The sequence below is a fragment of the Rhodoferax fermentans genome (assembly GCF_002017865.1).
Taxonomy (GTDB): Bacteria; Pseudomonadota; Gammaproteobacteria; order Burkholderiales; family Burkholderiaceae_C; genus Rhodoferax; species Rhodoferax fermentans.
In genome coordinates this window covers 2,393,488-2,404,981 of the sequence record NZ_MTJN01000002.1, presented here as the reverse complement: position 1 = coordinate 2,404,981, position 11,494 = coordinate 2,393,488, and the positions used below count along the sequence as shown (strand labels likewise).

At 60.2% G+C, this 11,494-nt stretch carries 11 protein-coding genes; 4 read left to right on the top strand and 7 right to left on the bottom strand.

Going from position 1 to position 11,494, the window contains the following annotated elements:
- Positions 1-11 precede the first annotated feature (11 nt).
- Positions 12-2,066, top strand: a complete 2,055-nt coding sequence (fusA, locus tag RF819_RS11300; RefSeq protein WP_078365083.1) for an elongation factor G — start codon at positions 12-14, stop codon at positions 2,064-2,066.
- Between the two features lie 72 nt (positions 2,067-2,138).
- On the top strand, positions 2,139-2,687 hold the full coding sequence (gene hemG / locus RF819_RS11295; protein ID WP_078365082.1) for a menaquinone-dependent protoporphyrinogen IX dehydrogenase: 549 nt from the start codon (positions 2,139-2,141) through the stop codon (positions 2,685-2,687).
- Between the two features lie 99 nt (positions 2,688-2,786).
- Here hemG and RF819_RS11290 read toward each other — a convergent pair whose 3' ends face one another.
- Genes RF819_RS11290 through RF819_RS11280 form a run of 3 tightly spaced genes read right to left on the bottom strand, consistent with a single transcriptional unit; the run spans position 2,787 to position 4,608 of the window.
- Complete coding sequence (locus RF819_RS11290; RefSeq protein WP_078365081.1) at positions 2,787-3,362, bottom strand: YceI family protein; 576 nt, start codon at positions 3,360-3,362, stop codon at positions 2,787-2,789.
- Between the two features lie 44 nt (positions 3,363-3,406).
- Positions 3,407-3,979, bottom strand: a complete 573-nt coding sequence (locus RF819_RS11285; RefSeq protein WP_078365080.1) for a YceI family protein — start codon at positions 3,977-3,979, stop codon at positions 3,407-3,409.
- Between the two features lie 47 nt (positions 3,980-4,026).
- Positions 4,027-4,608 (bottom strand): cytochrome b, encoded by a 582-nt coding sequence (locus RF819_RS11280; RefSeq protein ID WP_078365079.1) that lies wholly within the window; start codon positions 4,606-4,608, stop codon positions 4,027-4,029.
- A gap of 217 nt (positions 4,609-4,825) precedes the next feature.
- Between RF819_RS11280 and RF819_RS11275 the strand changes: the two genes are divergently transcribed.
- A complete protein-coding gene (locus RF819_RS11275) occupies positions 4,826-5,686 on the top strand; it encodes a PAS domain-containing protein (protein ID WP_158081269.1) in 861 nt (286 codons plus the stop codon).
- A gap of 74 nt (positions 5,687-5,760) precedes the next feature.
- Here the strand turns inward: RF819_RS11275 and RF819_RS11270 are convergent, their stop codons facing one another.
- From RF819_RS11270 to RF819_RS11255, 4 genes are all read right to left on the bottom strand, one after another.
- Positions 5,761-6,615 carry a BRO-N domain-containing protein gene (locus RF819_RS11270; protein ID WP_078365077.1) on the bottom strand — a complete coding sequence of 285 codons (855 nt, stop codon included), beginning with the start codon at positions 6,613-6,615 and terminating at the stop codon, positions 5,761-5,763.
- A gap of 130 nt (positions 6,616-6,745) precedes the next feature.
- Entirely contained in the window at positions 6,746-7,246 is a 501-nt protein-coding gene (locus tag RF819_RS11265) for a GNAT family N-acetyltransferase (protein ID WP_078365076.1), read from the bottom strand.
- Between the two features lie 28 nt (positions 7,247-7,274).
- On the bottom strand, positions 7,275-8,540 hold the full coding sequence (locus RF819_RS11260; protein ID WP_078365075.1) for a CaiB/BaiF CoA transferase family protein: 1,266 nt from the start codon (positions 8,538-8,540) through the stop codon (positions 7,275-7,277).
- Between the two features lie 486 nt (positions 8,541-9,026).
- Positions 9,027-10,220, bottom strand: a complete 1,194-nt coding sequence (locus RF819_RS11255; protein WP_078365074.1) for an acyl-CoA dehydrogenase — start codon at positions 10,218-10,220, stop codon at positions 9,027-9,029.
- 272 nt (positions 10,221-10,492) lie between these two features.
- On the opposite strand from RF819_RS11255, the gene RF819_RS11250 reads away from it, so the two are divergent.
- Positions 10,493-11,431, top strand: coding sequence for a LysR substrate-binding domain-containing protein (locus RF819_RS11250; RefSeq protein ID WP_078366905.1), 939 nt, complete (start codon positions 10,493-10,495; stop codon positions 11,429-11,431).
- Positions 11,432-11,494: the final 63 nt, after the last annotated feature.

Here is an 11,494-nt window from a genome sequence, read left to right as displayed (position 1 = left end):
ACGAGTTTTGTATGAGCCTCCCATCCAGCGAAAACATCCGTGCCGTGGCCCTGGTGGGTCACGGGTCTGTGGGTAAAACAAGTCTGGTGGAGAGCCTGCTGGCGGCCACCGGCGCCATCACCAGCCGGGGCGCGGTGGACAAGGGCAACACCGTCTGTGACTTTGACCCGATTGAAAAACAGCTCGGCCACTCACTGCAGTCGGCCCTGGTCAGCCTGAGCAGCAACAACACCCACATCCATCTGCTCGACACCCCCGGCTACCCCGACTTTGCCGGGCAGGCCATCAGCGCACTGGCCGCGGCCGACACCGCGCTGATTGTCATCAGCGCCCAGACCGGCATCGAACTCACCACCGAACGCATGTTCACCCTGGCCGGAGAGCGCGGCTTGTGCCGCATGATCCTGATCAACAAGATCGATGCCGACAACATCGACCTGGGCGCGCTGGTGGAGAACATCCGCGAACGTTTTGGCAAACAATGCCTGCTGCTGGACCTGCCCACCCACCATGCGCAGGAGGTGGTGGAACTGCTGGGCCACGACGATGGTGAGAGCGACTTTGCCAGCGTGGCCGCCGCCCACCGTGCGCTGATCGACCAGCTGATCGAGGAAGACGACGAATTGATGGCGCGTTACCTTGAAGACGGCACCGACCCCAGCCCGCAGGAGCTGCACGCGCCGTTTGAGAAAGCCTTGCGCGCCGGGCACCTGATCCCGATCCTGTTTGTCTCGGCCAAAACCGGCGCCGGGGTGCCGCAGCTGCTGGACGCCCTGGTCAAGCTGGCACCAAGCCCAATGGAGGGCAACCCGCCACCCTTCTACAAGGGTGAACCCGGCACGGAACCCACCGCTTTTGCCGCGCAGCCCGACCCCAGCCTGCATGTGCTGGCCCATGTGTTCAAGGTGGTGATGGACCCGTTCATCGGCAAGGTCTGTGTGTTCCGCGTGCACCAGGGCACGGTGCGCAAGGACAGCCAGCTGTTTGCCGGGTCGAGCAAACGCCCGTTCAAGGTCAACCACCTGTACCAGCTGCAGGGCAAGGAGTATGTCGAGGTGGAGGCCCTGGTGCCCGGTGACATCGGTGCCGTGGCCAAGGTCGACGAGATCAGCTTTGACAGCGTGTTGCACGACTCCCACGACGAGGACCACATCCACCTGCAGCCGCTGGCTTTTCCGCAGCCGATGCAGGGCCTGGCGGTGCAGACCCAGCGCAAAGGCGACGAGCAACGGCTGTTCGAGATCCTGCACAAGCTGGAGATGGAAGACCCCTGCTTCACCGTGGAGCGCCACCCGGGCACCAACGAGACCGTGATCCGTGGCCTGGGCGACATGCACCTGCGCGCCAAGATGCTGCGCATGCAGCAGCAGTTCAAGCTTGAACTCAGCACCAGCGAACCACAAATCGCTTACCGCGAAACCATTCTGGGCCAGGCCGAAGGCCACTGCCGCCACAAAAAACAAAGTGGCGGCGCCGGTCAGTTTGGCGAGGTGATGTTACGCGTGGCACCGCTGGCGCGCGGCGCCGGTTTCGAGTTTGAGGACGTGGTCAAGGGCGGCGCGATTCCGGGCGTGTTCATGGCAGCGGTGGAAAAAGGGGTGTTGCAGGCGCTGGCCGAGGGCGCAGTGGCAGGGTTCCCGGTGCACGACCTGCGGGTCACGGTGTATGACGGCAAAACCCACGCAGTGGACGGCAAGGAGGTGGCCTTTGTGGCCGCCGCCCGCAAGGCCACGCTCGAAGCGGTGCGTGCGGCCTCGCCGGTGGTGCTGGAGCCGGTGGTGAGCATCGAAGTGGTGGCACCCGAGTCCAGCATTGGTGACCTGACCGGTGACCTGGCCAGCAAACGCGGCCACATCACCGGCACCCAGCCACGCCCGATGGGCACGGTGGCCATCAGCGGCCAGATGCCGCTGGCCGAGCTGGGTGACTACCAGAGCCGATTGAAGTCACTCACCGGCGGCCAGGGGTCGTACAGCCTGGCCTTTTCACACTACGCCCAGGTCCATGAAGACATGCAGGCCAAACTGGCCAGCGCCTTCAAACCCGGCAACCTGACCGACGATTGATGACATTTGTCAGGCCACAGGTCGGCGCAAGCCACTAAGATCGCGCCGACCTGTTCACCACACCTTGCTGCCGTGCCACACCACACCCTTCTCATCTACTCCACCGTTGACGGCCACACCCGGCATATCTGCGAACGCATGAAATTTGTTTTGACGGCGCTGGGGCAACAGGTCAGCCTGGTGCCGCTGGACCAGGCCGAATCGCTGGATCTGGCCTCGTTCGAGCGCATTGTCATTGGAGCCAGCATCCGCTACGGCAAACACCGCCCGCAGGTGGCCCAGTTCATCAACAAACACCAGCGGCTGCTGGAGCGCAAGGCCAGCGCCTTGTTCAGCGTCAACGTGGTGGCGCGCAAGCCCGAGAAAAACCAGCCACACACCAACCCGTACATGGTCAAACTGCTGCGGCAACTGAGCTGGAAGCCGCAGCTGGCGGCTGTGTTTGCAGGTCGGCTGAATTACCCGGCGCTGGGGTTTGTGGACAAACAGATGATCCGTTTCATCATGCTCATCACCAAAGGCCCGACCGACGCCACGCAGGTTTTTGAGTTCACCGACTGGGCCCAAGTGGAAGCCTTTGCCCACCAGGTGAGTGCCTTGCCGCTGCCGTCCCAGGCCTGAGCGCTGCGCTCTCAGCAGCTACTGAATGCTGCGTCTTCTATAGCTATCAGCCCTTATTAAATAAGGGCTACAGGCTGATTTGATGCCTGATTTGGCAGATTACTGCTTGACGGCTTCAACCTGCACCACCAGGTGCACGTTTTTCGGGAAACCCCAGTCGATGCCATAGTTCATGCCGTATTGGGTGCGGTCCAGCGTGCCTTCAAAGTCACCACCACAGACTTCACGCTTGAGCATCGGGTTCTCGTAACAATTGAAGTTGGTGGCTTTGAGGGTCAGCGGGTTGGTTTTGCCCAGCAGCGTGAGCGTGCCGGTGACTTCAGCCACCTTGTCGCCGTTGAAGACAAACTTGTCGGCGGCAAACTTCATGGTCGGAAATTTTTCCACATCAAACAACTCGGCACTTTGCAGGTGTTTGTTGAACATGGCAAAACCGGTGCTGATCGAACTGGTGTCCACCACGATCTCGACCTTGCCGGTCTTGGCGGCGCGGTCCAGCTCCACGCTGCCTTCCTTCTTGTCAAAACGGCCCCGGTTGGTCGAGGTGCCAAAGTGGCCGATCTCAAACGTCACATAGGTGTGGGTTGGGTCAATGGCGTAGCTGGCAGCCTGGGCAGACACGGTGCTGGCGAGCAAAACAGCGGCAGCAGCGGCGGGGATGAGGGACAAACGCATGGGTAAAAACTCCTGAAGGGTTGAGGGGAAAGAGACAAAAATGTTTACAGCTTGCCCACGCCGCTGAGCGCCAGCTTGAACTTGACCTGAACGTCGTCGGCCACCATCGAGGTGTCGGCCCAATCACCTTCACCAATCTTGAAGGCCAGGCGCTTGATCGGCACCACACCGGTGGCCACGGTCAGAGCGCCCGTTTGTGTCATGGTCAAAGGCACCAGCACCTCACGCACCTGGCCTTTGATGCTGAGTTGGCCGACCAGCTCGTACTTGCCAGCACCCAGGGCTTTGAAAGCGCTGGAGGTGAACGTGGCCTGGGGGAACTTCGGTGTGTTGAACCAGGGCAGCGTGGGCAGGGCACTGTCGGCCTCGACATTGCCCATGGTGGCGCTGCCCATGTCCACGGTGAACGCCACCTTGCTGGCCGCCAGCTTGGCCGCGTCAAAACTGACCTGGGCATCAAAACGTTTGAACTGGCCACTGACCGGCACCCCCATTTGTTTGGCCACAAAGCTGAGTTCACTTTGCGCGGGCAAGAGTTTTTGCTGGGCCGCCGCTGGCAGAGCAACACTGGCCACCAGCAAGGTGGCCAAAACAGGAAGCAGGGTCTTGGTGTTCATAAGAAGATCAGAAAAAAGGAAGGAAATGGTTGGCGCAGACCCGGGGATCAGCCCCGACCCGGCAACATGCGCAACATCAGGCCATCACGGTCCAGCCAATGGTGTTTCAGGGCCGCACCGATGTGCAGTGCTGCCAGCACAATCAGCGCCCAGGCCGACAAGCCGTGCAAGGGTTTGATCAGTTCAGCCAAGGCCTTGTCGGGGCCGACAAAGTCGGGCAACGGCAACACACCAAACAGCACAATCGGGTAACCGGCTGCCGAGCTGTACGCCCAGCCCAGCAAAGGCACCACCAAAAACAGGGCATACATCAGGTGGTGGGTGGCGTGGTAGGCCTGCATCTGCCAGCCGGGCATGGCCAGCGTGACGGTCTGTGGCAACGCGGGTGGACGGTGCGTGACACGCCACACCACACGCAGGACCGTGAGCAACAGGAAACACACACCGGCCCATTTGTGCCAGTTGTAGAGTTTCATGCGGGTGGGTGAAAACGGCAGGTCAGCCATGTACAGGCCCATCCCAAACAGGGACAGAATCACCAAGGCCAGCAGCCAGTGCAAGACGATGGCCACCGGGCTGTAACGGGGCTGGCCTGTCAGGCCGGCAGAAGACGTTGAGGAACGGGTCAAAACTATTCTCCAAGGAAGGTCAGCAGGCCAGGACCTGCGCTGGATCGCAGTTTAGAAGTCGCTTAGTGCAAAAAAGTTCAACGAAATTGTTTGCTGCATTCATTTATTTTGACTAAGCAAGACGAAGTGACCGATACTGGCGGGGTGAAACCACGCCAGATATGCTTTGACTTAAAAAAACGGCTCTTCAGGGATGTTGATGTCATGGAATACCCACATGCCTGAAGCCCAAAACACCCCCGACCCCGTCCTGCCCATGACGGATCAGAAACGACTGGCACTGCTGGAAGCGGTGTTTGAGGAAACGCCTGACGTGATCCTGCTCAAGGACGCCAAAGGCAATTTCTTGCTGTGTAACCACACGCTGGCGCGCCTGTACAACACCACCCCCGAGGCCATGGTGGGCAAACACGACGGTGACTTTGGTGTGCCCAAAGAGCTGGCCGACGGTTACCGCGCCAATGTGCTGGCGATCATGGCGCGCGGTGAGACCGAGGTGGTGCTGGAAGACAGCCGCAATGCGGTCACTGGCGAGATCCGCCACTTCAAGTCGATCAAACGCCCGTTCAAGGATGCCGAGGGCAACAAGCAGATTCTGGTGATTGCCCACGACATCACCGACCTGGTGCGGGCACAACAACAGGTGGCGCAGAGTGAACAACGCCTGCAAGAGGTGCTGGCCGCCACCCGTGAAGGCATCTGGGACTGGCATGTGGCCAGTGGCCGCGTGGTGCACAACCAGCAGTGGTTTCGCATCCTGGGTTTTGCACACGGTGAACTCACCGGCCATGTGGATGCGTTTTCAGCCCGGCTGCACCCAGACGACAAGGCGCAGGTGTGGCAACGGCTGCGCCAATTGCTCAGTGGTAATGAAGAGTTTTACCGCTCTGAGCACCGCATGGTTCGCAAAGATGGCACCGTGATCTGGGTACTGGACCGCGGCCGCGTGGCCGAGTACGACACCCATGGCGCACCGGTGCGGGTGGTGGGCGCTTATGTGGACATCAGCGAACGCAAACGCCATGAGGCGGAACTGCGCCAAGCGCTGGAGTTGGCCAAGTCAAAGACCGACGGTTGACCACTGGCGCTGCGGGTGGCGCCTTAGCGGGAGAGGGTGGCTGACAAAACTGAAGTACTCCTTGCGTGTGTGCTTCAAGTCTTTTTGCTGGTTTTGACGGCTTTCACCACCCTGGGGGCCGTCGGCGGCAGATAGTTGGCGGGCGTCACCACGGACTGGCCGGTTTGGCTTTCCAACTGCTGGCGCGCTTGGGCGGCGATGCGGCCACCTTTTTTGGCTGCTGACTTGTTGTCTGCCAAACCCGTGGCCTCAACACTTTGGGCAATCTGGCGGGTCGACAGTTCGGCCAGCGCGGTAAAAATCAGCTCAGCCTCGCTCATGTGGTCGCGCAGGTTATGGCTGCTCAAACCCTTCATGTCCTTGTGCTGCGCCACACTCACTCCAGCCCATTCCTGGTGGATGATGTTGGTGAGGATGGCAAATTCGCTGCCTTTTTTGATGTCGTGATCGCTCCAATAGTCGGTGAGCTTGTTGCGGGTTTCCTGACCGGTCATGCGCTGGGCAATCCACTTGTCGCTGCGGCCATGTTGCTGCCAGGTCTGGCGGGCGCGGTCGAGCGACAGGGCCGGGTCGGCCATCTCTTGCATGCGCTCATAACCCACTTTGGCCAGCCAGAGTTTGATGGGTTCGGCTTTGGGGCTCGGGATGGATTGGACGATACGCAGCAAACTTTCTGCGGTGGCGCAATCGGTTTCGCGCTTCTTGCCGTCTGGTGCCGTCAATTTCAACCTTACGATTTTTTCGTAAGCTTGCTCAGAGCCAGCCTCTTGCGCCAACTTGCGCTTCAAATCAGACCAGTACCGATTGGCGTAGGTGCTATCTGTCAACACCTGCACCACGTCAATCACCGAAAACCACCAGGTTTCCGTGTCTTCGTCATACAGACGGCGGATGGCTTGACCGTCGAAGTTGGTGGGTAGGATTTTCATGGCGCTGTCCTTTCATGGCTCTCAAGTTGAGCAATGTTTGGATACTACATCAGATAACTGTATTTAAATACAGTTATTTTGCTTCAAATCACACTGCCTTCCAGCGCAACAAACCACCTACTCGCAGGCGCTAGAACAAAGCCGCATTGGCTTTGAGTTGCTCGGGTCCGAACCGGTAAATGGTCATGATGTCGACACTCTGGGCACCCAGATGGCGGTAAAACTGGATGCTGGGTTCGTTCCAGTCCAGACAACCCCATTCCAGCCGCTGGCAGCCACGCGCCAGCGCCAGCTTGGCCATGAAGGCCATCATGATCTTGCCCAGCCCTTTGCCGCGCATGGACTCATGCACCAGAAAGCCGTCGATGTACAGGCCGGATTGCCCGATGAACGCCGATGAGGTCTGGCAAAAGTAGGCAAAGCCGACCGCCTTGCCGTCGTACTCACCAAAGATGGCTTCACCCTTGCCTTGACTCAACAGCTGGCGCAGGCCGGCTTCGGTTGCGCTGATCTTGTCACGCATCTTCTGAAAAGTGCCCAGCTGGTGCATGAAGTCCAGCAGCAGACCGGCATCATCGGGTGTGGCGAAGCGCAGCGAAAACCGGGGGTCTTGGGTGGCAATGGGGTTCATGGGCATATGACAGGCTGTCAACGCAAGCTCAAACCACGCCGCGAGCACGCAAGGCACTTATCTGCGTCGCGTCCAGCCCCAGTTCAAGCAACACTTCATCGGTGTGCTGGCCTAATTGCGGCGGCGCACGGCGCAGCACGGGTGGTGTAGCCAACAGGCGCAGCGGGCTGGCCACGGTATTGACCGTGGTTTGGTCAGATACGTTTTTAATAGCTTCTTGCCCTTTCTCCATAAGGGCTAGAGGCTGCTTTATCACTAAACCACGTGCTAACACCTGGGGATCAGCAAAGGCTTGTTCGATGTTGTTGATCGGGCCGCAGGGCACAGCCTTGTCTTCCAGCAATCGGATCCAGTCCGCCGTGCTGCGGCTGCGGGTGACGGGCAGCATCAGTTGAATGAGCGCCTCTCGGTTTTTGACGCGCAGGGTGTTGGTTTGAAAACGTGCGTCTGCCGCCCACTCAGGCTGACCCGCAGCCTCACAAAAGCGGGCGAATTGGCCGTCGTTGCCAATTGCCAGCAACATGCTGCCATCCAGGGTGTCAAAGGTCTGGTACGGCGCCAGACTGGGGTGGGTGTTGCCCTGGCGTTGCGGCACCTTACCTGTGTTCAAAAAGCCAGCGGCCTGATTGGCCAGCACCGCCATGCCGACATCGAGCAAGGCCATGTCAATGTGCTGGCCCGCACCCGTGGTGTGGCGCGCCTCGACGGCGGCCAGGATGGCGCTGCAGGCGTAGATGCCGGTCAGCACGTCGATTAACGCCACACCCATGCGCATCGGGCCGCCGCCGGGCTCGCCATCGGCGTGGCCGGTGATGCTCATGAGGCCACTCATGGCCTGGATCATCAGGTCATAACCGGCACGCTCGGCATACGGGCCGGTCTGGCCAAAGCCGGTGACCGAGCAGTAGATCAGGCGAGGGTTGATGGTTTTGAGGCTCTCGTAGTCCAGCCCGTAGTGTTGTAGCCCGCCCACCTTGAAGTTCTCGACCAAGATGTCGCTTTGCGCCGCCATCTGCCGGATCAGCGCCTGACCTTCTGGCTGGGCCATGTCCAGGGTGATCGCGCGTTTGTTGCGGTTGCAGGCGGTGAAGTAGGTCGCTTCCGTCGTGTCGTTGCCTTCGGCATCTTTCAGGAACGGCGGGCCCCAATGACGCGTGTCGTCACCGGCGCCGGGGCGCTCCACCTTGATGACGTCGGCACCCAGGTCGGCCAGCATCTGCGTGCACCAAGGGCCCGCCAGCACGCGCGAGAGGTCCAAAACTTTGAGGTGGCTGAGGGCGGCTTGGGTTGTCATGGTTTTGCTATTGGGGTTGAAGTCCGGGAGCGATTCGCTTGCTGGCTTGCTTTTACAGTTGGCTACACCTTGTTGTGTGCTGTTGGACAGACTGGCGGTTTTGGTGGGCCATGGGGTCTTGGGCCGGGGGCCTCATACTGTCAAAGGCCCAGAAATCGGCCCCCGTCCCAAGCCCCCATCGCCTGCGGTGCGATGAGGGTCGTCGAAGCGAAAAATCCAAAACCAACTCATGACGTTGACGTACCCAAACACGTTCGCGACCGGTCCGGCATTTAAAACCTTGACCCACCAACGGTGCGTGCTGCAGTGGGTGGGGTATGGGGCCCCGCCGATTTCTGGGCCTTTGACAGTATGAGGCGGGGCTCCGTACCCCACCCGCTGCCACCACCGACGTTTGCGACCCGAATTCATGGTTTGCGGATTGGATTTCGCAATGACAACCTCAGCTTCATGTGTCATCGAGGCAGCCAAACCAGACCCAACAGATCAGCAAAACGCCTGAATCCCCGTCTGCGCCCGCCCCAGAATCAGCGCGTGGATGTCGTGGGTGCCTTCGTAGGTGTTGACCACCTCCAGATTCACCAGGTGCCGCGCCACACCAAACTCGTCGCTGATGCCGTTGCCACCCATCATGTCGCGCGCCAGGCGGGCGATGTCGAGCGCCTTGCCGCAACTGTTGCGCTTCAAAATCGAGGTGATCTCCACCGCCGCGGTGCCCTCATCCTTCATGCGACCCAGGCGCAGACAGCCCTGCAGGCCCAGTGCGATCTCTGTCTGCATGTCGGCCAGCTTCTTCTGGATCAGCTGGTTGGCGGCCAGCGGGCGGCCAAACTGCTGGCGGTCCAGCACGTACTGGCGCGAGCGCAGCCAGCAGTCTTCCGCCGCACCCAAAGCACCCCAGGCGATGCCGTAGCGTGCGCTGTTGAGGCAGGTGAACGGCCCTTTGAGGCCTTGCACCTCGGGGAAGGCGTTTTCTTCAGGGCAGAACACACCGTCCATCACGATCTCACCGGTGATGCTGGCGCGCAGGCCCACCTTGCCGTGGATGGCCGGGGCGCTCAGGCCCGGCGCGCCCTTTTCCAGCACAAAACCTCGTATTGGCCCCACCGTGCCACTCTCAGACACCTCTTTGGCCCAGACCACAAACACGTCAGCGATCGGGCTGTTGGAAATCCACATCTTGTTGCCGCTGAGCTTGTAACCACCCGGCACTTTGACCGCCCGGCTCAGCATGCTGGCCGGGTCACTGCCGTGGTTGGGTTCGGTCAGGCCAAAACAGCCGATCCATTCACCAGTGGCCAGCTTGGGCAGGTATTTCTGGCGCGTGGCCTCAAGGCCAAACTCAAAAATTGGCAACATCACGAGAGAACTTTGCACACTCATCATGCTGCGGTAACCGCTGTCCACGCGCTCGACCTCCCGCGCGATCAGGCCGTAGGACACGTAGTTCAGCGCCGGGCCACCATAAGCCTCAGGGATCGTTGGCCCCAGCAAGCCCAGTTCACCCATCTCACGGAAGATGGCCGGGTCGGTCTGCTCCTGGCGAAAGGCCTCAATCACGCGCGGCTGCAACTTGTCTTGGCAATACGCGGCAGCAGCGTCCTTGACCATGCGCTCGTCATCGGTGAGCTGCTGTTCCAGCAAAAAGGGGTCTTGCCAATGGAAGGTCGCGTGGGCCATGGGAGTCTTTCGGTGGATGGTGAAACGGGTGTGCACAAGGCAAAGCACAGAGCTTGGCGACCATGGTAGCGCGCAGCCCCTCGCATCACAAACGATTTGTTGTCACCCAGATATGTGATTCATTCATATAAGGGCTTGACACGAGTCTCTGTTTTTACCCAAGCATGTCGGACAAATGGCACTCAAGTCCTCTATTCATAAGGTTAGAACGCTATATCAAATGAACAGACTCACGCCCCGCTTTGATGGCTCTTATGTATATTGCACACATCATGCGCAGAAAAATCCCCTCCCTCCAAGCCCTGGCCTGTTTTGAGGCCGCCGCCCGGCATCAGAGTTACACCCGCGCCGCCCAAGAGCTGGCGCTGACCCAGGGGGCGGTTTCGCGCCAGCTCAGCGCGCTGGAAGACTTTGTGGGCGTGGCGCTGTTCAAACGCACCCGCCACGGCGTGAGCCTGACCGAACGAGGGCGCGACTATGCGGCCCAGGTCAGCCTGCGTCTGCAGGCGCTGGAGCAGGACACGCTCGATGTGATGAGCCGCCAAAGTGGTGCGCTGAGCCTGCATCTGGCAGCGGTGCCGACCTTTGCCACCCGCTGGCTGATCCCGCGCTTGCCCCAACTCCAACAGTTGCAGCCCGAGCTGACCGTCCACATCGAAACACGCACCCGGCCCTTCCTGTTTGCCGACACCCCGTTTGATGCCGCGCTGTACGCCGGCACGCCGGAGCAAATTGCCCAATGGGCCGGCACCCGAGCGATCCAGTTACTCGACGAACTGGTGCTGCCGGTGTGTGCACCCAGCCTGCTGCAAGGTTCAAGCAGCCTGTCGCCCGAAGCGATTGCGAGCCTGCCGCTGTTACAACAAAGCACCCGGCCCGATGCCTGGCGGCAGTGGTTTGAGGCGCAGGGGGTGAGCGCGCCCCAGGCGCACTCGGGCGCCCGTTTTGAGCTGTTTTCTATGACCGCTGCGGCAGCGGTACACGGCATGGGTCTGGCGCTGGTGCCCAGACTGCTGGTGGAAAACGAGCTGGCGCACGGTGAACTGGTGGTGGCCTGCCCGCAAGCGCTGGCCAGCGGGCGCAGTTATGCGCTGGTCTGCCCTGAGCATGACGAGCAGCCACCGGCCTTGCAGGTGTTTGTGAACTGGTTGTTGCAAGCTGTGCAGGTGGCCAACACGCCCCTATCGCCTCAGCCCACACCACACCTGTGAATACAATAAACAGTTACAAATGGCAATAAACATTATTAACCGTTATTTTTCATTGGTTTTTAT

What these genes read in the sequence shown, in the direction of transcription:
- fusA (WP_078365083.1), top strand. Translation starts at nt 12, where the DNA reads ATGAGCCTCCCATCCAGCGAAAACATCCGTGCCGTGGCCCTGGTGGGT.
- RF819_RS11290 (WP_078365081.1), bottom strand. Translation starts at nt 3,362, where the DNA reads ATGCGTTTGTCCCTCATCCCCGCCGCTGCTGCCGCTGTTTTGCTCGCC.
- RF819_RS11285 (WP_078365080.1), bottom strand. Translation starts at nt 3,979, where the DNA reads ATGAACACCAAGACCCTGCTTCCTGTTTTGGCCACCTTGCTGGTGGCC.
- RF819_RS11275 (WP_158081269.1), top strand. Translation starts at nt 4,826, where the DNA reads ATGCCTGAAGCCCAAAACACCCCCGACCCCGTCCTGCCCATGACGGAT.
- RF819_RS11270 (WP_078365077.1), bottom strand. Translation starts at nt 6,615, where the DNA reads ATGAAAATCCTACCCACCAACTTCGACGGTCAAGCCATCCGCCGTCTG.
- RF819_RS11265 (WP_078365076.1), bottom strand. Translation starts at nt 7,246, where the DNA reads ATGAACCCCATTGCCACCCAAGACCCCCGGTTTTCGCTGCGCTTCGCC.
- RF819_RS11260 (WP_078365075.1), bottom strand. Translation starts at nt 8,540, where the DNA reads ATGACAACCCAAGCCGCCCTCAGCCACCTCAAAGTTTTGGACCTCTCG.
- RF819_RS11255 (WP_078365074.1), bottom strand. Translation starts at nt 10,220, where the DNA reads ATGGCCCACGCGACCTTCCATTGGCAAGACCCCTTTTTGCTGGAACAG.
- RF819_RS11250 (WP_078366905.1), top strand. Translation starts at nt 10,493, where the DNA reads ATGCGCAGAAAAATCCCCTCCCTCCAAGCCCTGGCCTGTTTTGAGGCC.